Source organism: Streptomyces sp. MAI_2237 (genome assembly GCF_054189285.1).
In genome coordinates, this window is sequence record NZ_JAJPGQ010000002.1 from 1,045,847 (window position 1) to 1,066,180 (window position 20,334).

Annotated in this window: 19 protein-coding genes and 1 pseudogene; 6 read left to right on the top strand and 14 right to left on the bottom strand. The window is 71.6% G+C overall.

Going from position 1 to position 20,334, the window contains the following annotated elements:
• Positions 1 to 35: 35 nt before the first annotated feature.
• Positions 36 to 353, bottom strand: coding sequence for an ATP-dependent Clp protease adapter ClpS (gene clpS / locus LN251_RS09535; protein WP_249836901.1), 318 nt, complete (start codon positions 351 to 353; stop codon positions 36 to 38).
• A gap of 57 nt (positions 354 to 410) precedes the next feature.
• Here clpS and LN251_RS09540 point away from each other — a divergent pair, with 57 nt between their 5' ends.
• Positions 411 to 1,757, top strand: a complete 1,347-nt coding sequence (locus tag LN251_RS09540) for a nicotinate phosphoribosyltransferase (protein WP_458244022.1) — start codon at positions 411 to 413, stop codon at positions 1,755 to 1,757.
• A gap of 144 nt (positions 1,758 to 1,901) precedes the next feature.
• The gene (locus LN251_RS09545) at positions 1,902 to 2,492 is read left to right on the top strand and encodes an isochorismatase family protein (RefSeq protein WP_058925044.1); all 591 of its coding nucleotides are present in this window, start codon (positions 1,902 to 1,904) and stop codon (positions 2,490 to 2,492) included.
• 430 nt (positions 2,493 to 2,922) lie between these two features.
• On the opposite strand, the gene LN251_RS09550 is transcribed toward LN251_RS09545, so the two are convergent.
• Together LN251_RS09550 and LN251_RS09555 are read right to left on the bottom strand one after the other, a co-directional pair.
• Positions 2,923 to 3,267: a hypothetical protein gene (locus LN251_RS09550; RefSeq protein ID WP_058928382.1), complete on the bottom strand. Its 345-nt coding sequence runs from the start codon at positions 3,265 to 3,267 to the stop codon at positions 2,923 to 2,925.
• A 134-nt stretch (positions 3,268 to 3,401) separates the two neighbouring features.
• Positions 3,402 to 5,756 carry an immune inhibitor A domain-containing protein gene (locus LN251_RS09555; RefSeq protein ID WP_458244023.1) on the bottom strand — a complete coding sequence of 785 codons (2,355 nt, stop codon included), beginning with the start codon at positions 5,754 to 5,756 and terminating at the stop codon, positions 3,402 to 3,404.
• Between the two features lie 334 nt (positions 5,757 to 6,090).
• Here LN251_RS09555 and LN251_RS09560 point away from each other — a divergent pair, with 334 nt between their 5' ends.
• On the top strand, positions 6,091 to 6,351 hold the full coding sequence (locus tag LN251_RS09560; RefSeq protein WP_458244024.1) for a hypothetical protein: 261 nt from the start codon (positions 6,091 to 6,093) through the stop codon (positions 6,349 to 6,351).
• Between the two features lie 33 nt (positions 6,352 to 6,384).
• On the opposite strand, the pseudogene LN251_RS09565 reads toward LN251_RS09560, so the two are convergent.
• Positions 6,385 to 7,075 (bottom strand): annotated as a pseudogene (locus LN251_RS09565) (RDD family protein).
• An 89-nt stretch (positions 7,076 to 7,164) separates the two neighbouring features.
• Entirely contained in the window at positions 7,165 to 8,772 is a 1,608-nt protein-coding gene (locus LN251_RS09570) for an RDD family protein (protein WP_458244025.1), read from the bottom strand.
• Between the two features lie 242 nt (positions 8,773 to 9,014).
• Here LN251_RS09570 and LN251_RS09575 point away from each other — a divergent pair, with 242 nt between their 5' ends.
• Positions 9,015 to 9,428, top strand: a complete 414-nt coding sequence (locus LN251_RS09575) for an SsgA family sporulation/cell division regulator (protein ID WP_458244026.1) — start codon at positions 9,015 to 9,017, stop codon at positions 9,426 to 9,428.
• Positions 9,429 to 9,445: 17 nt separating this feature from the next.
• On the opposite strand, the gene LN251_RS09580 is transcribed toward LN251_RS09575, so the two are convergent.
• Positions 9,446 to 10,852: an FAD-binding oxidoreductase gene (locus tag LN251_RS09580; protein WP_458244027.1), complete on the bottom strand. Its 1,407-nt coding sequence runs from the start codon at positions 10,850 to 10,852 to the stop codon at positions 9,446 to 9,448.
• A 91-nt stretch (positions 10,853 to 10,943) separates the two neighbouring features.
• Here LN251_RS09580 and LN251_RS09585 point away from each other — a divergent pair, with 91 nt between their 5' ends.
• Complete coding sequence (locus LN251_RS09585; protein ID WP_458244028.1) at positions 10,944 to 12,389, top strand: tetratricopeptide repeat protein; 1,446 nt, start codon at positions 10,944 to 10,946, stop codon at positions 12,387 to 12,389.
• Position 12,390: 1 nt separating this feature from the next.
• Here the strand turns inward: LN251_RS09585 and nthA are convergent, their stop codons facing one another.
• The 5 genes from nthA to hppD all read right to left on the bottom strand — a co-directional run bounded on the left by nthA (position 12,391) and on the right by hppD (position 15,649).
• Positions 12,391 to 12,972, bottom strand: a complete 582-nt coding sequence (gene nthA / locus LN251_RS09590; protein WP_458244029.1) for a nitrile hydratase subunit alpha — start codon at positions 12,970 to 12,972, stop codon at positions 12,391 to 12,393.
• Positions 12,962 to 13,252 (bottom strand): SH3-like domain-containing protein, encoded by a 291-nt coding sequence (locus LN251_RS09595; RefSeq protein WP_283949280.1) that lies wholly within the window; start codon positions 13,250 to 13,252, stop codon positions 12,962 to 12,964. The genes nthA and LN251_RS09595 overlap by 11 nt, the downstream gene beginning before the upstream one ends.
• Positions 13,242 to 13,526 (bottom strand): SH3-like domain-containing protein, encoded by a 285-nt coding sequence (locus LN251_RS09600; RefSeq protein ID WP_058925034.1) that lies wholly within the window; start codon positions 13,524 to 13,526, stop codon positions 13,242 to 13,244. The genes LN251_RS09595 and LN251_RS09600 overlap by 11 nt, the downstream gene beginning before the upstream one ends.
• Before the next feature lie 9 nt (positions 13,527 to 13,535).
• Positions 13,536 to 14,414 (bottom strand): phage baseplate protein, encoded by an 879-nt coding sequence (locus LN251_RS09605; protein ID WP_458244030.1) that lies wholly within the window; start codon positions 14,412 to 14,414, stop codon positions 13,536 to 13,538.
• A gap of 89 nt (positions 14,415 to 14,503) precedes the next feature.
• Complete coding sequence (gene hppD / locus LN251_RS09610) at positions 14,504 to 15,649, bottom strand: 4-hydroxyphenylpyruvate dioxygenase (RefSeq protein ID WP_458244031.1); 1,146 nt, start codon at positions 15,647 to 15,649, stop codon at positions 14,504 to 14,506.
• Between the two features lie 127 nt (positions 15,650 to 15,776).
• On the opposite strand from hppD, the gene LN251_RS09615 reads away from it, so the two are divergent.
• The gene (locus LN251_RS09615) at positions 15,777 to 16,256 is read left to right on the top strand and encodes an Lrp/AsnC family transcriptional regulator (RefSeq protein ID WP_458244032.1); all 480 of its coding nucleotides are present in this window, start codon (positions 15,777 to 15,779) and stop codon (positions 16,254 to 16,256) included.
• A gap of 224 nt (positions 16,257 to 16,480) precedes the next feature.
• Here LN251_RS09615 and LN251_RS09620 read toward each other — a convergent pair whose 3' ends face one another.
• The 3 genes from LN251_RS09620 to LN251_RS09630 form a co-directional block, all read right to left on the bottom strand.
• Complete coding sequence (locus tag LN251_RS09620) at positions 16,481 to 17,272, bottom strand: YlbL family protein (RefSeq protein ID WP_458244033.1); 792 nt, start codon at positions 17,270 to 17,272, stop codon at positions 16,481 to 16,483.
• Between the two features lie 108 nt (positions 17,273 to 17,380).
• Positions 17,381 to 18,022 carry an IclR family transcriptional regulator gene (locus tag LN251_RS09625; protein WP_362988954.1) on the bottom strand — a complete coding sequence of 214 codons (642 nt, stop codon included), beginning with the start codon at positions 18,020 to 18,022 and terminating at the stop codon, positions 17,381 to 17,383.
• A gap of 311 nt (positions 18,023 to 18,333) precedes the next feature.
• Positions 18,334 to 20,139 (bottom strand): DEAD/DEAH box helicase, encoded by a 1,806-nt coding sequence (locus LN251_RS09630; protein ID WP_458244034.1) that lies wholly within the window; start codon positions 20,137 to 20,139, stop codon positions 18,334 to 18,336.
• Positions 20,140 to 20,334 lie beyond the last annotated feature (195 nt).

Consider the following 20,334-nt stretch of genomic DNA (forward strand, 5'->3'; position numbering starts at 1 on the left):
GGTTCGCTACTTCCGGTCCTGCGCGCGGGAGGGGGTCATTTCCGGTCCTGCTGGAGGGTGGCCCACAGGCCGTAGCCGTGCATCGCCTGCACGTCGCGTTCCATCTCCTCGCGGGTACCGCTGGAGACGACCGCCCGGCCCTTGTGGTGGACATCGAGCATGAGTTTGGTGGCCTTGTCCTTCGAGTACCCGAAGTACGTCTGGAAGACGTAGGTCACGTAGCTCATGAGGTTGACCGGGTCGTTGTGGACGATCGTGACCCAGGGGACGTCCGGCTCGGGTACGGCGAAGACCTCCTCCGCCGACTCGGTGCGTTCGATCTCTACGGGAGCGGGTGACGTCACAAGGCCCATGCTGCCACGGCCCCGATAAATCGTCACACTGACGCGAAGGGGTGTAGCATGCTTGCCATGAACACAGCGGACCTTGGGCTGCCGGTGGACGTTCCCTCGACGGCGCTCTTCACGGACCAGTACGAGCTGACGATGCTGCAGGCGGCCCTCAAAGCCGGTACCGCCGAACGGAGGTCGGTCTTCGAGGTCTTCACCCGGCGGCTGCCCGAAGGGCGCCGCTACGGCGTCGTCGCCGGCACCGGGCGGGTCCTGGACGCCGTGGAGAACTTCCGCTTCGACGCCGGCGTCCTGGCCTTCCTGCGCGAGAAGGGCATCGTCGACGAGCCGACCCTGGAGTGGCTCGCCGGCTACCGGTTCAGCGGCGACGTGTGGGGCTACCCCGAGGGCGAGGTGTACTTCCCGGGCTCGCCGATCATGCGCGTCGAGGGGTCGTTCGCCGAGTGCGTGCTGCTGGAGACCGTGATCCTGTCGATCCTCAACCACGACTCCGCGATCGCCGCGGCCGCCTCCCGGATGTCCTCGGCCGCGGGCACCCGCCCGCTGATCGAGATGGGCGCCCGCCGCACCCACGAACTCGCGGCCGTCGCCGCCTCCCGCGCCGCCTACCTCGGCGGCTTCGCCTCCACCTCCGACCTCGCGGCCGGCTTCCGCTACAACATCCCGACCGTCGGCACCTCCGCACACGCTTTCACCCTGCTCCACGACCACGAGCGGGACGCCTTCCGCGCCCAGGTCGACTCGCTGGGCCGGGGCACGACCCTGCTCGTGGACACCTACGACGTCGCCGAGGCCGTCCGCACGGCCGTCGAGATCGCCGGGCCGGAGCTCGGCGCCGTGCGTATCGACTCCGGCGACCTGCTGCTGGTCGCGCACCGGGTGCGCCAGCAGCTGGACGAGCTCGGCGCGACCGGCACGAAGATCATCGTGACCTCGGATCTGGACGAGTACGCCATCGCCTCGCTGGCGGCGGCGCCCGTGGACGCGTACGGCGTCGGCACCCAGCTGGTGACCGGGTCCGGGCACCCGACGTGCTCGATGGTCTACAAGCTGGTCGCCCGCGCCGAGTCCGCCGACCCGAAGGCGCCGCTGGTGCCGGTGGCGAAGAAGTCCAGCGGCGGCAAGACGTCCGTCGGCGGCCGCAAGTGGGCCGCGCGGCGGCTCGACGCCGACGGGGTCGCGGAGGCCGAGGTCGTCGGCACGGGACTCGTCCCGGCCGAGCTCGCCGACCGGCAGCTGCTGGTGGAGCTGATCAAGGGCGGCGACGTGATCGCCCGCGAGCCGCTGGACGTCGTCCGCGACCGGCATGCGGCCGCGCGGGCCGGCCTGCCGCTGTCGGCCACCCAGCTCTCGCGCGGGGAACCCGTCATTCCGACGGAGTACGTACAGGCGCGCTCGGGTAGCTAGAAGCGGGCGCTCACCGCACGCTCCCGCGGATACGCCCTCTCGTGCCCCTCCCCTGCGCCCCCCGAACTCAATAGGCTCGGAAGTTCACCGGCCGGGCCCGCACCCCCTTCTCTCCCCCGACCCCATAGTCGAAGGACACCGACCATGCGCCGCGCCTTGATCGTCGTAGACGTGCAGAACGACTTCTGCGAGGGGGGCAGCCTCGCCGTGGCCGGGGGTGCCGACGTGGCCGCCGCCGTCACCGAGCTGATCGGGCAGGCGGCCGGCTCCGGCTACCAGCACGTGGTGGCCACCCGCGACCACCACATCGCGCCCGGCGGCCACTTCGCCGACAACCCCGACTTCGTCCACTCCTGGCCCGCGCACTGCGTCGCCGGCACGGAGGGCGTCGGCTTCCACCCGAACTTCGCCCCCGCCGTCGCCTCCGGCGCCGTCGACGCCGTCTTCGACAAGGGGGCGTACGCGGCGGCCTACAGCGGCTTCGAGGGCGCCGACGAGAACGGCGTGCCGCTGGCCGACTGGCTGCGCGCCCGGGACGTCGTCGAGGTCGACGTGGTCGGCATAGCCACGGACCACTGCGTGCGGGCCACCGCGCTGGACGCGGCCCGCGAGGGCTTCCGCACCCAGGTGCTGCTCGACCTGACGGCCGGCGTCGCCCAGGAGACCACCGACCGCGCCCTGGAGCAGATGCGAGAGGCGGGAGTGGAACTCACCGGCAAGCCGGTGGTCGCGTAGCCCGTCCCGCCCCCGCCACGCAACGCCGTGGCTGATCACCACCGCGGCGGAGCGAAGCGCACGGGCGCGGGGGCGCCCGCCAGAGACGCCCCTGCGCCCCGCCGGTCACCGCAGCGACACGGCCAAGCCCGGGACGGCACCGCCGAACCGCGGCGTCGTGGCTAGTCGCCGTCGCGGCGGAGCGAAGTGCACCGGCGTAAGGACCGGCCTGAGACGCCCGGTCAGACGCCCGCGCCTCCGAGACGACCGGCCCACCGCCCCAGCGTCCCGCCGGTCACCGCAGCGACACGGCCAAGCCCGGGACGGCACCGCCGAACCGCGGCGTCGTAGCTGGTCGCCGTCGCGGCGGAGCGAAGTGCACCGGCGAGGGGCGCCCGGCCGGCTGTCTCGGACCCGACACGGTCGGCCGGTGCGCGCGGTCAGGGGCTGGTCATGCCGGGGCCGCCGGTCTGCGGAGGAGGGCCTTGATCGGGTGCCAGAGTTCCTGGACCAGGTCCGGGGCGGGCAGGACACCGTTGTCAGGGGCTGTGCGCCATATCAGGCCGTCGGGGTGGTGCAGGACGGCCGTGATCTCGTCCGGGGTCGGCGGGGCGGCGTTGCCCCGCAGGTAGACCGCCCGCATGCCCAGGTTGCGCAGCCTGGTCAGGGCGCGCGCCCGGTTGCGGGCGTGGACGAGGACACGGACGCAGTCCGTGCCGTCGGCGGTGGGGCTGGGCAGGTTCAGCGCCACCACCACGCTGCCGCTCGGCAGCTTGCAGAAACCTCCTGCGGCCATGCAGGTCACACCCCCGTGCGTGTCGGTGTCGAAGGGACTGTCAATAAGAACGGCACAGCACGCACCTAAACACGATCGGCGGCGACCCGCCAAGGGGTCACCGCCGATACGTCTCTGACCTGCGAAAACTCGAACTACTTCACCGCACGCCCCACCTCGAGCGAGATCGTCGAGCCGTCAAGGGCCTCCCGGACGATCTTGATCTTGGTGTTGGTGTCAGTGACCTTCACGCCCGCGGCCGGGTTCGAGGCGTCGTAGTAGGTGCTCGCGTGGTCGTTGAAGACCGGCACCCCCCACGACCACTTGATCTTGGTCGCGACGTCCGCCTTGTGCAGCGTGATGCCGTCCGTCGGGTACAGGCTGAACGGCGAGTCGTAGGCCTGGATGCGGCCCCGCATCAGCGTGCCGTCGGACCATTTCAGCGGCACCGGGTGGGAGTCGATCGGCAGGATCTGACCCGTGCCCGGGTGGTCACCGGTGTTGTTGTCCGGCTGGGAGGTGTCCCACTTCCAGATCAACAGGCCGTTCTGGTACGGGTAGTGCTCGACCCAGTCCGGACGGGTCGTCGAGAAGCCGAAGTTGTACGGGCCGACCTTCAGGGTCTTGTCGTACGACACGTACTGGCGGTTCTCGGCGATGTAGTACTGCTTGTAGTCCTTGGTGAAGGACGCGCCGATGCGGGAGAAGCCGCTCGCGGTCCAACCGGCGTCCGCGGACTCGGCGTTGTCGGAGAAGACCGCGGCGCCGTCGGCCGTGACGGTGATCTCGTCGGCCGCGAAGCCCTTGAGCGCCACCCCGCCGTCCGTCTGGTAGCGGAAGCGCAGGTCGATCTTCTTGCCGGCGTAGGCGTCGAGCGAGTACGACAGCTTCTTGTAGCCGTCGACCGTGCCCGTCAGGGCCGGCTTGTCGCTGCCGTCGCGCGGGATGGCCTGGCCGTCCACCGTGCCGTCGAGAGCGGTCCAGTTGGCGCCGCCGTCGGTCGAGACCTCCGCGTACAGGAAGTCGTAGTTCGCCTCGATGTCGTAGTAGCCGTCGAGGGTCAGGGCCGCCGAGGACTTGCCGGTGAGGTCCACCGACCGGGTCAGCGTGTTCTTCAGGTCGTTGCCGCTGCCGCTCCACCACTGGGTCGCGCCCTGCGCCGGGGTGACCACCTCGGTGGTGACCGCCTTGTCGGGCAGCGTGACCACGAGGGCCTGCTTGTTCTTGGTGTTGTACTCGGCGACGCCCAGCTTGTGCTTCGACTTCGTCGCGGCCTTGGCCGTGTCGTAGTTGAGCCAGCCCAGCTGGAGCTTGTCCCAGGCGTTCATGTCGCCCGGCAGGTCGCCGATGGCGTTCTTGCCGGTGCCGAGCCAGGAACCGGAGGACATCAGCGTCCAGAACCCGGTGGAGTTCTCGCCGCCGTTGGTGTCGTACTCGTCCGGCAGGCCGAGGTCGTGGCCGTACTCGTGGGCGTAGACGCCGAGTCCGCCGTTCTCCGGCTGCATCGTGTAGTCGCCGACCCAGACGCCGGTGTCGCCGACCTGGGTGCCGCCGAGCCTGTTGTTCGCGGGGCCGGTGGCGCCGGCGTCGGAGCCGAAGGCGTACCAGCGGTGCGCCCAGATCGCGTCGGTGCCCTGGGCGCCGCCGCCCGCGGACTCGTCCTCGCCGGCGTGCACGATCTGGAAGTGGTCGACGTAGCCGTCGGGCTCGTTGAAGTTGCCGTCGCCGTCGAAGTCGTAGCGGTCCCACTGGTCGTACTGCGCGAGGTCCGCCTTGATGTCGGCGTCCGACTTGCCGGCCGCCTTCTGGCCGGCGACCCAGGAGGTCAGGCCGTCGCGCACCAGGTTCCAGACGCTGGAGCAGGTCGTCGAGCCGCAGGCGTTGTTGCCGTAACGGGCCTCGTTGTAGGGGACCTTGACCCAGTCGGTGACCTCGCCGTCGACCGAGTAGCGGCCCGAGGACTGCTTCTCGTAGTACTTCTTCAGCGACTCGGTGTTCTTGCCGGTGCCGAAGTACAGGTCCTGGAAGTGCTGCTGGTCGTAGTCCGCCTGCCAGGCCGTGGAGTTGTCCTTGGCCCGGTCCGGCTGGGCTATCTGGTTGTGCAGCGGGCCCGCGGTGCCGCCGTAGCGGCTGTCGGTCTGGTCCCCGAACTCGACCAGGATCGTGAAGATCTTGTCCGTCTTCTCACGGCCCAGTTCGACGTACTTGGCGTCGCCCTTCTTGCTCTTGAGCTGGACGACCCGCGAACCGTCGCGGTCCTTGACCGAGGTCTTGCCGGATATGACCTGGTTCAGGGCCTCCTGGCGCTGGGCCTCCTGGGTCTTGGAGAGCGGACCGTCGAGGTCGTGCTCCTTCGTGCTCTGGGCCGCGGCCGGGTCACGGCGGTCCACGGTGGCGGACTTGGCGCTGTCGGCGGCCTGCGCCACGCCGAACGTCGAGAGCGTGGCCGTCGCCGCCGCGAGTGCGACACCGACCGCGCCGGCTCTGAACGTCCATGGTTTAAGAGTCACTTGAGTTCCTCGTGGTCACGGTGGTAAGTCAAGTGACGCAATTTGACTAGAGGACGGTAAGAAAAGACAGACCTTGACTTGAGCAGGACAAGTGCACTATGCGGAGCCCGGGTTCGCTCAGCGGACACCCCGACCGGCGCGTTCGAACGTCCACTTGATGGACGCCATGAATCCGTGCGCCCCCTGTGCACCGGCACTGTTGGTTAGGTCACGCTTACTGTTCGTTCCTGTCGGGCACACACGCGATTAGAGTCGGATGGCGGCACGCCCAGAAACCGGCGGAAAGCCAGGCCGACGCCCCCCGTGGACCCCCACTTCCGAGGACACGATTGCCATGCCTCGTCCGACTGCCGCACAGCTGACCTACGGCTCCTGCACCGTCATCTTCTCGACGCTCGCCATGCTGCTGCTGTCCCAGACGAGTTCGGGCCTGGGGATCGCGGTCATCGCCGTCTCGGCGCTCGCCCTCGGCCTCCTCGTCGCCATGACGGTGCCGCTGCCGAGGACGAGGGTCGTCGCGGTCTCCCGGCCCGCGCCGGAGCAGGCGGAGGAGCCCGTGCCCGCCGTGGCATCGGGCTCGTCGAAGGCCGCCTGAGCCGGGGCGGCCGGTTGGTGCCGGCGGCGCCGGTCAGCCGGTGCTGACCACCACCGTCTTCGCCGCCTTGTCGTGCAGGCCCCTGCTTGTAGGGCCGGTCGAAGTAGCTCCAGCCGCCACAGATCGCGGTCCAGATGCAGGCGCAGCAGAACGCGAACGGGATCCACAGCACCGCCGCCCGCGCGAGCGAGGTCTGCACCGAGGGCGTGGCGCCGTTGTCGAGGTTCGCCACCCGCATCTTCAGCCACTTCTTGCCGAGCGTCTGCCCGGAGTTGCTGATCATGAAGGTGTCGTAGGCGATGTAGAGCACGGCGGCGATGAGGGACTGCGTGAAGGACTTGCCGACCGCCACGTTGTTGCCGTTGACCGTGTACTCGTGCACGCCGATCGGCCAGGTGACCAGCCAGACGACGATGCCGACGAGGATCAGGTCGATGATCCGGGCCAGTGTGCGCCTGCCGCTGTCGGCGAGCGGGGGCATCCCGGCGAGCGGGTCGCCGGGGTGGGGACCGCCGCCGTAGGGACCGCCGCCGTAGGGCGGCGGCTGCTGTCCCGGAGGCGGCTGCTGACCGTAAGGCGGCTGCTGACCGCCATGGGGGGGTTGTTGACCGCCGTACGGCGGTTGCTGACCGCCTGGGGGCGGTTGCTGGCCGGGCGGAGGCTGTTTCCTGAACGGGTCGTCTTCCGGCGGCTGCTGTCCCGAGCCGGGCGGTTCGGTCGTCATGGCCCGAGTGGACCGCGAACCCCCCGGCTCCGCATCCGGCGGACGGCCGTCCGGAGTACCGATTCGCGTACGCCGTACGGCCGACCCCCTCAGCCCGCGACGAACGTACGCGCCGCCTTGTCGTGCCAGCACTGGCGCCACGGCCGGTCGAACAGGCACCACGCCACGCCCACGACACCGATGCCGAGCAGCCCCGGCACGCAGTAGACGAGCCAGCGGCGCAGCGCCCCGCCGAAGGTCGGCGGCTGGTGCGCCTCGATGTCCCGCACCTCCAGGCCGAGCAACTTCTTGCCGAGGGTGCGGCCCCATTTGGCGGTGGGCAGCGCCTCGTAGAGGACCCCGACGACGAGCAGGACGGCCAGGATGATGCCGAAGTAGACCGAGGTCGTCCCGTCCAGCAGCCAGACGGTGACGGTCCGTCCGCTGAGCTTCGCCTCGTCGATCTTGGCGTTGATGTGGTCGACCGCCTTGGTGCCGAGCGGCACGGCGGCCACGGCGGTGACGCCCGCGACGACGACCGTGTCCACCAGCCGGGCGGCGAGCCGCTTGCCCAGGCCCGCCGGGCGGGCGGCGGCCGCGTTCATGGCGGCCTGCTGGAAGATGTCCGCCACCGGCGGCTTCCAGGGCGTGACGTGCTGCTCCTCCTCGGCCCCCGCGAGCCGGTGCACCTGCTGGGCCCAGGAGGCCTGGCCGCCGCCGGGCCCGGCGGCCATCGGAGTGGCGGCGGGCTGGGGGCCGCCGGGCTGGGACGGCACCGAGACGGAGGGCTGCTGGGAGAGCGCGGACGGGGCGGCGCCCTGGGCGGCCTGCGCCTGCGCCTGTGCCGCGTGTTCGGCGGCGGCCAGGCCGGCGTTGAACCCGGGAGCACCGGGCGCGGCGGCGGAGGCCGGCGGCCCGAAGGCCGGGCCGCCGGAGGCGCCGGCGGACGCGGCGGCCCCGGACGACGGCGGCTGGGCGCCGGAACCGGCCACGCCCGGCCCACCGGACGCGGCGGCCCCCGGAGCCTGCCGTGCTCCTCCCCCGGCGCCCGCGGGCGCCCCCGGGCCGCCGCCCTGCGCCCCGCCCTGCTGCCCCGTGCGCTGGGACACGGCACGGAAGGTCATGGTGCCCTCGTCGGCGGCCGGGCCGCCGGGGGCGGGCGTGGCGGAGGAGCCGTCGGCCGCGCCGCCCCGCGGGCCGTCGTCCGCCGTCACCCTGCGGAAGACGAACGTGCCGGGTGAGTCGGCCTCGGAGGGGTCCGTCCGGGCGGGCGGGATCGTAGCCGAGCCGTCGGTGCTGGCCGTGCGGTCCGGGCCGGCGGACGCGACACGGGGGTCGGCGCCCCAGGAGACGCGGCGGTCCTGGTCGCCGCCGAAGCCGGACTGCCGGGAGCGGTCGGCGCCCCAGGCGGACGCAGGTTCGGAAGGGCCGCCCTGCGGGGGTTCCGCGGAGGCCGGCTGCCCCGGGTCGGGGTCCTCGTCGAAGAAGTGCGGGCCGGTCTCCTCGACCAAGGGGACCGAGGCCGCCTGGGCCTGCGCCGGGACCGGGCCCGATCCGGGCGGCGGGTCGAGCGACTCGCCGTCCGACGGCGCCGGACGGCTGGTGCCCGGTACCCAGGCGGCACCGTTCCAGTACCGGACATATCCAGGAATGGACGGGTCCGGGTAGTACCCTTCGCGGGGCCTGTCGTCGCCGGGGGCCGGGGATGGGGCGCTCATGTCCGTCGTCCCGTATCTGCTCGCGGGTGAATATGGGGGCCACCACATCTATCAGACCGGCGCGGGCCGCACCCCCGGTCCCGCCGGACCCACCCTTTTCCGGGCAACCTCATGCACCGGATTCACACGGTCGGAAAAAACTTCTCCGAACCCGCGTAATGGCTGCGGCCCCACCTCTCTCTCCCCTGTACGGACCCGCCCTCAGGGCCCCGTACACCTGCCCGAGAGAGGAATCGGACGTCATGCACTACACCGTCGTGGAACGCGAGTTGGAACTCAGGCTGATCCTGTCGCCGGAGCGAGGTGTGCCGGTACCGGCCCGGCTCAGCTACCGCACGGACGACCCGTATGCCGTGCATGTCGCCTTCCACATCAACTCCCGGCACCCCGTGGCCTGGACGTTCTCGCGCGAGCTGCTGGTGGAGGGGGTGTTCCGGCCGTGCGGGCAAGGTGACGTGCGCGTGTGGCCGACGAAGACCGAGGGGCGCAGTGTCGTGCTGATGGCGCTGAGTTCACCGGACGGGGACGCCCTGCTGGAGGCGCCCGCCGGGCAGGTGTCCGCCTGGCTGGAGCGGACGCTGCGGATGGTGCCACCGGGGACCGAGGGCGGGCAGCTGGGGATCGACGACGCGCTCGACCAGCTGCTCGCCCGGTGACCGCAGCGCTGACCCGGTCAGAAGAGCTTGCCGGGGTTGAGGATGCCCAGCGGATCGAAGACCTGCTTGATCTGCCGTTGCATCTCGACCCCGACCGGCCCGATCTCGCGCGCCAGCCACTCCTTCTTCAGCACGCCCACGCCGTGTTCGCCGGTGATCGTGCCGCCGAGCTGCAGGCCGAGGGCCATGATCTCGTCGAAGGACTCGCGGGCGCGCCGGGACTCGTCGGGGTCGGCCGCGTCGAAGCAGACGGTGGGGTGGGTGTTGCCGTCGCCGGCGTGCGCGCAGACGCCGATGGTGAGGTCGTACTTCTCGGCGATCCGCTCCACGCCCCGCAGCATCTCGCCGAGCCTGGAGCGGGGCACGCACACGTCGTCGATCATCGTCGTGCCCTTGACCGCCTCCAGCGCGGTCAGCGACAGCCGCCGCGCCTGGAGGAGGAGTTCGGACTCGGCGGCGTCGTCGGCGGGCACCACCTGGGTGGCGCCGGCCGCCTCGCACAGGGCGCCGACGGCGGCGAGGTCGGCGGCGGGGTCCGGGGTGTCGAAGGCGGCGAGCAGCAGCGCCTCCGTGCTCTCGGGCAGACCCATGTGCGCGAGGTCGTTGACGGCCTTCACCGTCGTACGGTCCATGAGTTCGAGCAGCGAGGGGACGTGGCCGCCGGCCATGATCCGGCACACCGCGTCGCAGGCGGCGGCCGCGGAGGGGAACTCGGCGGCCAGCACGAGCTGTTCGGGCGGCTGCGGCTTGAGCGCCAGGACCGCCCGGACGACGATGCCGAGGGAGCCCTCGGAGCCGACGAAGAGGCGGGTGAGGTCGTAGCCGGCGACGCCCTTGGCGGTGCGGCGGCCGGTGGACATCAGGCGGCCGTCGGCGAGGACGACGTCGAGGCCGAGGACGTACTCGGCCGTGACGCCGTACTTGACGCAGCACAGGCCGCCCGAGGCGGTGCCGATGTTGCCGCCGATGGTGCACATCTCCCAGCTGGAGGGGTCGGGCGGGTAGTACAGGCCGTGTTCGTTGACCGCGCGGGAGAGCGTGGCGTTGACGACGCCGGGTTCGACCACGGCGATGCGGTCGACCGGGTTGATCTCCAGGATGCGGTCCATCTTGGTCAGGGACAGCGCGATGCTGCCCTCGGAGGTGTTGGCGCCGCCGGACAGGCCGGTGCGGGCGCCCTGCGGGACGACCGGGACGCGCAGTTCGGTGGCGATGCGCATGACGTGCTGGACCTGCTCGACGGTGCGGGGCAGCACGACCACGGCCGGGGGGCCGGCGGGACAGAAGCTGGCCATGTCGTTGGCGTAGGACGCCGTGACGTCGGGGTCGATCAGGACGGCCTCGGCGGGCAGACCGGTCAGGAGCCGGTCGACGAGGTTTCCGGTGGCTGCGTCGGAGGGCGCTTCGATACGGCTCATGATCACAGCGTCGCACCCGGGGCCATCGGTGTGAACCCCGTCTACGGCAGTGGACGTATGCCGGGTGTGGTCGTCGTACTGGCGCAGAGTGAGCGGCATGGAGAAGGAGCAGGAGGAACGGCGTCCGCGGACCGGCGGGCGGGCACTGATCGCCGCTCTCGCCGGGTCCCTGGTGCTCGGCGCGGCGGTGGTGCTGTGGCCCTGGGAACGGCCCGTGACCAGGCCCGTCGTCGCTCCGGCGGCGGGCGCGCAGGCGCTGTCGGCCGTCGTCGCGGGGGTGCCGGCCGGGCTGCCGGAACTGGGGTCGCTGATCGGGGAGCGGGAGGCGTGGGTGCGGGGGCATCCACGGGACGCGCGGGCCTGGGCGGTGCTGGGGGACGCGTACGTGGAGCAGGGGCGCAGGACCGCGGACGCGGCGAACTATCCGCGGGCCGAGCAGGCGCTGCGGACCTCGCTGCGGGTGGCGGGGGCGCGCGAGGACGTGCGGGTCGCGGCGCTGGACGGGATGGCGGCGCTGGCGAACGCCCGCCGGGACTTCCCGGCCGCGCGGGCCTGGGGCGAGACGGCGCTGAAGGTGGACCCGAAGCGGTGGACGACGTATCCGCCGCTGCTCGACGCCTACACCGGGCTCGGTGACTACAAGGCGGTCAAGCGGACCCTGGACCGGCTGCTGGAGCTGCACAGCGGGCCGGCCGTGCGGGCGCGGGCGGCGGCCGTCTACCGCGACCGGGGCTGGCGGGAGGACGCGGCGGCCCAGCTGTCCGACGCGGCGGCGGGGGCGTCGTCGCCGGCCGAGCGGGCCGCGTGGCTGGAGCGGGCCGGTCAGCTGTCCTTCGAGCGCGGGGACCTGCAGGACGCGCTGCGGCGTTTTCAGGAGGCGGTGCGGATCGATCCCGACCAGCGGGCGGCGCTGGCCGGGCAGGGGCGGACGCTGGCCGCGCTGGGGCGGGCGACGGAGGCCCTGAACGCCTACCGGGTGGCCCTGGCCAAGCAGCCGTGTCCCCAGTACGCCCTGGAACTGGGCGAGTTGTACGAGTCGCTGGGGCTCGGCGAGGCGGCCCGGGTGGAGTACGACGCCGTGCGGGCGCGGGTGCGCGAGGTGGCCGAGGCGGGGGTCGACGAGACGCTGGTGCTCGGGCGGCTGGAGGCCGACCACGGGGACGCGCGGGCCGCCGTGCAGCTCTTGCGCGCCGAGTGGCGCAAGCAGCCCGGCATCGAGGTGGCCGACGCCCTGGGGTGGGCGCTGCACCGGGCCGGGCAGGACAAGGAGGCGCTGAAGTTCGCGACGGTGGCGACGGACCCGGTGCACGGGGGCGGGGTGCGCAGTGCCCTGTACGCCTACCACCGGGGCATGATCGAGAAGGGGTCGGAGCTGCCCGGGCCCGCCCGGCGGCACCTGCAGGAGGCGCTGCGCATCAACCCGTACTTCTCCCCGTTGCAGGTCCCCGCGGCGCGGCAGGCGCTGGCGGCACTGGGCGAGCCGCCGGACGTGCCGGTGCCGGGCGGCGAGGAGAGCACGGAGGCTCAGGACGAGGAGGGCTGAGTCATACGGCGGCGGTGCCGATGAGCGCGTTGCGGGTCACCAGCGCGGCCAGCTGCTCCTCCCCCAGCTCCTGTGTGCCCTCGGGCCGGCGCGGCAGCACCATGTAGCGGGTCTCGGCGCTGGAGTCCCACACGGTGATGTCCGTGCCGGCCGGCAGTTCCAGGCCGAACTCCGTGAGCACCGCCCGTGGTTCACGCACCACGCGGGAGCGGTAGGCCTCGGACTTGTACCAGCTGGGGGACGGTCCGAGCAGGCGCAGCGGGTAGCAGGAGCACAGGGTGCAGACGATGACGTTGTGGGTGGTCGCGGTGTTCTCGACGACCCTCAGCCGCTGGTACGAGCCCTCCATGAAGCCGAGTTCACGCACCGCGGCCGTCCCGTCCGCCAGCAGGCGGGACCTGAACTCCTCGTCCACCCAGGCCCGCGCGACGACCCGCGCCCCGTTCGCCGGGGTCGCCCCGGTGAGGGTCGCGTCGATGATCTCGTCGAGGCGGGCGCCGGAGAGGACGCCCTTGTCCTCCAGCAGGGTCTCCAGGCGTCGTACCCGGCGGGCGATCGTCGCGTCGGAGTGGTCACCGCTCATGCCCGTGGTCCTCTTCCAGATAGCTTTCCCACAGATCCAGTACGACGTGGTGGTCGCCCTCGCCCCACAGGTCGCGGGCCGCGAATCGGACCGCGTAGACCTGCTCCACCGGCGCGTCCCCGCGGCCCTGGGCGCTGACGTCGGCCAGTTCCGCCGGCCCCTCCGGCTCGATCACGACGCCCCGTTTGCCGCGGGCGTAGCGCGGCAGGCGGGTGTGGTGGGGCGGGTCGTGGGGGAAGGTGCGAACGCGGGTGCCGGGCGGGAAGCGGTCAGCCGGCATCGAGCTCACCCGGCCTCAGCACGCCCTTGCGCTCCAGCAGGATGCGGATCGCCTCGAACCAGCGCTCGTAGTACGACGTCGTCAGGTACTCCGCCGGCGGCATGGACTCGATCGCGTCACGGAACTCGTTGGTGTTGAACAGCCCTTGCTCGCGCAGGGCGTTGAGCATCCCGACGACCCGGGCCTCCCAGTCGGCGTGGAAGGGTTCGGCGTCGTCGGTGATGTCGACGGCGCCGAAGCCCTGCGTGCCGCCCACGTCGTTGATCCTGGCCATGCGCCCAGGCTACGACGCGGTTCGGTCGCTGTCCTCCTTGACGAAGATCGAGAAGCGGCGCGCGCCGAGATCCCCGGAGGCGAAGCCGATGTGCACCTTCGGGTCGGAGCCGGCGCGCACCGCGACGCCCTCCGGCTCGCGGTGGGTGAGGTTGTAGCCGGCCTGGGTGCGCTGCTGCTGGAGCAGTTCTCCGGTGGTGACGGAGACGCTGGAGACGTAGGAGTTGCCGTGCCCCGCGGCCGGGTTGGTGGTGGCGTTGTAGGCGGTGCCGGCGAGCTGGTAGACGGCGTCGCGGTACAGGGCGTACCCCTGGAACGGGATCCTGGGGTCGGGGTGGGCGCCGACCTGGGCGAAGTCCGCGATCGGGTCGCCGTAGTCGCGGGCCGTGAAGGCGTCGAGGTCCCAGACGCGGTAGCGGGGCCTGTTCGCCGGGTCGCGGTAGCGGACGGCGATGCGACCCGAGTCCTGGCAGACCGAGGGCTGGTTGTTGGTGGAGCCCGTTATCGGCTTGCGCATCCTGACGTTCGCGGCGGTGCGGGTGGCGCCGTCGGCGAAGTGGAAGCGGGTGACGCCCTGGCCGTAGCCGTGGACGGCGGCGGCCTCGGTCCAGATCCAGGTGGAGCCGTCCTCGGCGTCGCGCTGGACGCCCATGCTGACGCCGTGGCCGAAGCCCTTGAGGTACATGTGGCCGAGCCGGTCGCCCTGGTAGTCCAGCTTGTTGAGGCACAGATCGCCGGCCGCGTGGCCGCTGGCGGTGACCTGGAGCACGTACAGGTGCTTGTTCGGCTCGTCGAAGGCGAACGACTGCAGCACCGTCGGCTCCCTGAGGGTGGCCTTCTGCCACAGCCAGCGAACCGACGGCACCGCGAGGTTGATCGCAGAGGTCACTGGAGTTCCCCGAGTCCTGTGGGCACCCCTTCGGCACCCGCAGGACTCGAGGGTGTCAACCGGCGTTCACCGGTCGCAAGGCTTTGCGCTCACAGGTTTCCGCGCTTGGCCTGCTCCCGCTCGATCGCCTCGAACAGCGCCTTGAAGTTGCCCTTGCCGAAGCCCATCGAGCCGTGCCGCTCGATGAGTTCGAAGAAGACGGTCGGCTTGTCCTGGACCGGCTTGGTGAAGATCTGCAGCAGGTAGCCGTCCTCGTCGCGGTCGGCGAGGATCTTCAGCTCGCGCAGGGTCTCGATCGGCACCCGGGTGTCGCCGACCCACTCGCCGAGGGTGTCGTAGTACGAGTCCGGGGTGTTGAGGAACTCCACGCCGGCCGCCCGCATCGTCCGTACCGTCTGAACGATGTCGTTGGTGTTGAGCGCGATGTGCTGGACGCCCGCGCCGCCGTAGAACTCCAGGTACTCGTCGATCTGGGACTTCTTCTTGGCGATGGCGGGCTCGTTGATCGGGAACTTGACCTTCAGCGTGCCGTCGGCCACCACCTTCGACATCAGCGCGCTGTACTCGGTGGCGATGTCGTCGCCCACGAACTCCTTCATGTTCGTGAAGCCCATGACCTTGTTGTAGAACTCCACCCACTCGTTCATCCGGCCGAGTTCGACGTTGCCGACGCAGTGGTCGACGGCCTGGAAGGTGCGCTGGGCCGGGGGCTCGACGATCGGGGTGGCGGCGACGAAGCCCGGGAGGTAGGGGCCGTCGTAGCCGGTGCGCTCGACCAGGGTGTGGCGGGTCTCGCCGTAGGTGGCGATCGCGGCGAGGACGACCGTGCCGTTGTCGTCCTTCAGCTCGTACGGCTCGGCGACGCTCTTCGCGCCGTGCTCCAGCGCGTAGGCGTACGCGGCGCGGGCGTCCGGGACCTCGATGGCGAGGTCGACCACGCCGTCGCCGTGCTCGGCCACGTGCCGGTCGAGGAAGTGGCCCCAGGTGGTGGCGGGCTTGATGACCGAAGTGAACACGAAGCGGGCGGAGCCGTTCTCGAGCACGTAGCTCGCGGTCTCGCGGCTGCCGTTCTCGGGTCCCGAGTAGGCGACCAGCCGCATGCCGAAGGCGGTGGAGTAGTAGTGCGCCGCCTGCTTCGCGTTGCCCACGGCGAAGACGACCGCGTCCATTCCCTTGACCGGGAAGGGGTCGGCCTGCCGGGCGGTGTCGGGAGTGTGGTGTGTGGTCTGGGTCATAGCGGCAGCCTGATGCGGAGCCGCAAGGTGCGCAATAGTTTGCGTATTCGCTGGACAATCTGTTCAGCGGGAGGGCCGTCGGCGCGGTCCTTCTGTACAGGATGACCATCGCATTCGGGAGGCTGCTGTGGCGATCGACCAGCTCGACGGCCGGATCCTCGTCCTGCTGGCGCGGGAGCCGCGGATCGGGGTGCTGGAGATGTCCCGGCGGCTGGGGGTGGCGCGCGGGACGGCGCAGGCGCGGCTGGACCGGCTCCAGTCCAACGGCGTCATCCGCGGTTTCGGACCCCAGGTCGATCCGGCGGCCCTCGGATATCCGGTCACGGCGTTCGCCACCCTGCAGATCCGCCAGGGCCAGGGCGCCGACGTCCGCGCGCACCTGGCGTCCGTGCCGGAGGTGCTGGAGCTGCACACCACCACCGGCAGCGGGGACATGCTGTGCCGGCTGGTGGCCCGCTCCAACGCGGATCTCCAGCGGGTCATCGACCGGGTCGTCGCCATCGACGGCATCGTCCGGGCCGCCACCGCGATCGTGATGGAGAACCCCGTTCCGCTGCGGATCATCCCACTCGTGGAGCAGGCGGCGCGGGACGCGGCGGACGGCTAGGGCGGGTGTCGAAAGTCCCGCCGCCCGCCCGAAGGGCGGGCCCCGCGGCGCCTGGTGCGTGCGATGGCAAGGCGCCGGAGCGCCCTGATGGCGGAGCTGTTCGGGCGTTTCGGCAACGCCGCGAGCGCGCGTGCCGGACGCCGCGGGGCAGGCGGGGCCTTCGACACCCGCCCTAGGGGTCGTCGTCCGGATCGGGTCGGCGTCGCGCGGGCCCGGGCCGGGCATCAGCAGGCGGCGACGGAACCCTTCCCGCTCTCCAGCGCCACCAGCGAGTCCACGGCGCCCTTCAGCGTCGTCACCGGGATCAGCCGCAGCCCCTTCGGCAGCTCGGACTTGGCGTCGGAGCACTCGTCCTTCGGGACCAGGAACACCGTGGCCCCGTCCCGCCGGGCGGCCTGCGTCTTCAGCGCGACGCCGCCCACCGCGCCGACCTTGCCGGCGGCGTCGATGGTCCCCGTACCGGCGATTTTGCGGCCGCCCGTGAGGTCTCCGCCGCTGCCGTTGCCGTCGAGCTTGTCGATGATGCCCAGCGTGAACAGCAGCCCGGCGCTGGGCCCGCCCACGTCGGCGAGCTTCAGGGTGACCTTGACGTCCTTGCCGCTCAGATGGAGGTAGTCCAGCGCGGCCTCGGTCGCGGCGTCCTGGGACTCCTTCATCTGCGCGCTGTTGTGCTGCTCGATCTGCCGGGTGGACTGCCCGCTGGGGTAGACGGCGTCGCGCGGCATGACGGCCTTGTCCGTGGCGAACCACGCGGAGAGCACGTCACCGAGGGAGACCCGGGTGTCCGGGTTGGTCGCCTCGATCGTCGTCATCCGCAGCTGCCCGCTGGTCGTACGGGTCTTCGCGCCCGAGATCGTGATCACCGGGGTGCCCTTGTTCTCCCCGAGCACGTTCGCGGTCATACCGGGCTGCGCCAGAGAGAACGGCAGCGGCGCGAAGACCGCGGTGGCGATCAACGCCACGACGGGCAGCGCACAGACGGCGAGGGCCTGGGGGCGTGTGAGGCGAGAGAGCACGGGATCAATCTAACGCGAAGAACCCTTTCGGCCGCCTTCGGGCCACCGGGCCCGCGGGCAGGCTGTTTCCCGCCTGCGGCGGCCCCGCGCACTCGGCTGAGCCGCGGCTCACTGCAGGGCTTCGGCGACCTCCCGTGCCGCGTCCACCACCCGCGGCCCCACCCGCTCGGGCACCGCGTCGGCCAGCATCACGACCCCGACGCTCCCCTCGACCCCGGTGACCCCGAGCAACGGCGCCGCGGCGCCACTGGCGCCCGCCTCCAGCTCGCCGTGCGTGAGGGTGTACCCGCACTCCCCCGACGGCTTGGCCCGCGCCGCCAGGATCGCCTTGCCGGCGGCCCCCCGGTCCAGCGGATGCCGGAAGCCCGCCCGGTAGGCCACGTGGTAGTCGGTCCACGAGGGTTCGACGACGGCGACCGCCAGCGCGTCCGCGCCGTCCACCAGCGTCAGATGAGCCGTCGCCCCTATGTCCTCGGCGAGCGAGCGCAGGGCCGGCAGCGCGGCCTCCCGCACTAGCGGATGCACCTGCCGTCCCAGCCTGAGCACGCCCAGCCCGACCCGGGCACGTCCGCCCAAGTCACGGCGTACGAGGGCGTGTTGCTCCAGCGTGGCGAGCAACCGGTACACCACGGTCCGGTTCACGCCCAGTTTGGTGGAAAGCTCGGTGACGGTCAGCCCATGGTCCGTGTCGGCCAGCAGCTTGAGGACGCGCAGTCCCCGGTCGAGCGTCTGAGAGGTCTCCGCGGTCACGACGCCCACTCCTCCAAGTGGTGAGGTCGGCGACCTCCGAGCGGCAATGCGTCACCGAGTCCCGTCGGCGACGCGCAACAGAGGCCGCCGATCGGCCGGCGACCCGGCCTGTACCGGGCCGCGTCGCTTCACGGCTGCGCTCCGCGGCGGCGCTGCCACGGGGCGTGTGCGTAGCGGGACAGTAGCGAAGGGGGTTCGCTGAGCGGAAGTCTCCGTCCACAATCCGGGCATGGGGCAGGAGGGACTACCTGGGTTTGTCCCGATACGCGCACAGGCCCCACGTGCCCCGGTGGCCGGCCGGGGCGGCAGCGTCACCGCATCCGCGTGGCCCACTCCTGCACCTTGGCGATCCGCTGCCTGAGCTGCCCGGCCGTCGCCTCCGCGCTCGGCGGCCCGCCGCACACCCGCCGCAGCTCGGTGTGGATCACGCCGTGCGGCTTGCCGCTCTGGTGGACGTAGGCGCTGACCATGGTGTTCAGCTGCTTGCGCAGCTCCATCATCTCCTTGTGCGAGACGACGGGCCGCCGCTCGGCCGGCAGCTCCAGCAGGTCGGCCTCGGTGTCCGGCTTCTTGCGGCTGTGCGCGATCTGCCGGGCCTGCCGCTTCTGCAGCAGCAACTGCACCTGGTCGGGCTCCAGCAGCCCCGGGATGCCGAGGTAGTCCTGCTCCTCCTCGCTGCCCGGGTGGGCCTGCATGCCGAACTCGGCACCGTCGTAGAGCACCCGGTCGAAGACCGCCTCGGACTCCAGCGCCTCGAAGGCGAACTGCTCCTGCTCGCCGGTGTCCTCGTCCTGCTCCTTGTTCGCCTCCTCCATCTCCTTCTCGGACTCGGCGTACGGGTCCTCCTCGCCCTCCTTCTTCGGCTTGTCGAGGGCGTGGTCGCGCTCGACCTCCATCTCGTTGGCGAAGGTGAGCAGGTCGGGGACGGTCGGCAGGAACACGGAGGCGGTCTCGCCGCGGCGCCTGGAGCGCACGAAGCGGCCGACGGCCTGGGCGAAGAAGAGGGGGGTGGAGATGGTGGTGGCGTACACGCCGACCGCCAGCCGGGGCACGTCGACGCCCTCGGACACCATGCGGACGGCGACCATCCAGCGGTCGTCGCTCTCGCTGAAGTCGTCGATCCGCTTGGACGCGCCGGCGTCGTCGGACAGCACGAGCGTCGCTTTGGTCCCCGTGATCTCGCGGATGAGCTTGGCGTAGGCGCGCGCGGAGTCCTGGTCGGAGGCGATGACCAGGGCGCCCGCGTCCGGGATGCCCTTCCTGACCTCGGTGAGCCGCTGGTCGGCGGCGCGCAGCACGCTCGGCATCCACTCGCCGCGCGGGTCCAGGGCCGTCCGCCAGGCCTGGCTGATCGCGTCCTTCGTCATCGGCTCGCCGAGCCGTGCGGCGATCTCGTCGCCCGCCTTCGTCCGCCAGCGCATGTTGCCGCTGTAGGAGAGGAAGATGACGGGCCGCACGACGTGGTCGGCCAGCGCGTTGCCGTAGCCGTAGGTGTAGTCGGCGGCCGAGCGGCGGATGCCGTCGTTGCCCTCCTCGTACGTGACGAAGGGGATCGGGTTGGTGTCGGACCGGAAGGGCGTACCGGTGAGCGCGAGGCGGCGGGTGGCCGGCTCGAACGCCTCCAGGCACGCCTCGCCCCACGACTTGGAGTCACCGGCGTGGTGGATCTCGTCGAGGATGACGAGCGTCTTGCGCTGCTCGACCCGGTTGCGGTGCAGCATGGGCCGCACGCCGACACCGGCGTAGGTGACGGCGACGCCGTGGTAGTCCTTGCCGAGCGGCCCCGCGCTGTACTCGGGGTCGAGCTTGATCCCTATCCGCGCGGCCGCCTCCGCCCACTGCTTCTTCAGGTGCTCGGTCGGCGCGACCACCGTCACCTGCTGCACGACGTGGTGGTGCAGCAGCCAGGAGGCGAGCGTCAGCGCGAAGGTCGTCTTGCCGGCGCCGGGCGTGGCGACGGCGAGGAAGTCGCGCGGCTGCTCCTGGACGTACTTCTCCATGGCCCCCTGCTGCCAGGCACGCAGCTTGCTGGCGGTGCCCCAGGGGGCGCGGCCGGGGAAGGCGGGAGAGAGGTGGTGGGAGTGCGAGGCGGAGCTGGTGGCGGCGGTGGTAGTCACGATCTCCGGGGGTGGGTCGGGCGGCTCGGTCTACGACGGTCGGGGTCCGGCTCGATGTGCGAGGTCGGTCGGGGTCCGGCTGGGTGTGCGAGGTCGGGGTGCTCGGCTGGGTATGACAACCGGGCCACCCTACCGGCGGCCCACCGGTGTCAACGCGCGGACAAGGCCGGGTCGCCCGTGGGTGGGACCCACGTC

Bases quoted from the DNA above. Each gene is read 5' to 3' on its own strand.
- clpS (WP_249836901.1), bottom strand. From the start codon at position 353: ATGGGCCTTGTGACGTCACCCGCTCCCGTAGAGATCGAACGCACCGAG.
- LN251_RS09540 (WP_458244022.1), top strand. From the start codon at position 411: ATGAACACAGCGGACCTTGGGCTGCCGGTGGACGTTCCCTCGACGGCG.
- LN251_RS09545 (WP_058925044.1), top strand. From the start codon at position 1,902: ATGCGCCGCGCCTTGATCGTCGTAGACGTGCAGAACGACTTCTGCGAG.
- LN251_RS09550 (WP_058928382.1), bottom strand. From the start codon at position 3,267: ATGGCCGCAGGAGGTTTCTGCAAGCTGCCGAGCGGCAGCGTGGTGGTG.
- LN251_RS09560 (WP_458244024.1), top strand. From the start codon at position 6,091: ATGCCTCGTCCGACTGCCGCACAGCTGACCTACGGCTCCTGCACCGTC.
- LN251_RS09570 (WP_458244025.1), bottom strand. From the start codon at position 8,772: ATGAGCGCCCCATCCCCGGCCCCCGGCGACGACAGGCCCCGCGAAGGG.
- LN251_RS09575 (WP_458244026.1), top strand. From the start codon at position 9,015: ATGCACTACACCGTCGTGGAACGCGAGTTGGAACTCAGGCTGATCCTG.
- LN251_RS09585 (WP_458244028.1), top strand. From the start codon at position 10,944: ATGGAGAAGGAGCAGGAGGAACGGCGTCCGCGGACCGGCGGGCGGGCA.
- nthA (WP_458244029.1), bottom strand. From the start codon at position 12,972: ATGAGCGGTGACCACTCCGACGCGACGATCGCCCGCCGGGTACGACGC.
- LN251_RS09595 (WP_283949280.1), bottom strand. From the start codon at position 13,252: ATGCCGGCTGACCGCTTCCCGCCCGGCACCCGCGTTCGCACCTTCCCC.
- LN251_RS09600 (WP_058925034.1), bottom strand. From the start codon at position 13,526: ATGGCCAGGATCAACGACGTGGGCGGCACGCAGGGCTTCGGCGCCGTC.
- hppD (WP_458244031.1), bottom strand. From the start codon at position 15,649: ATGACCCAGACCACACACCACACTCCCGACACCGCCCGGCAGGCCGAC.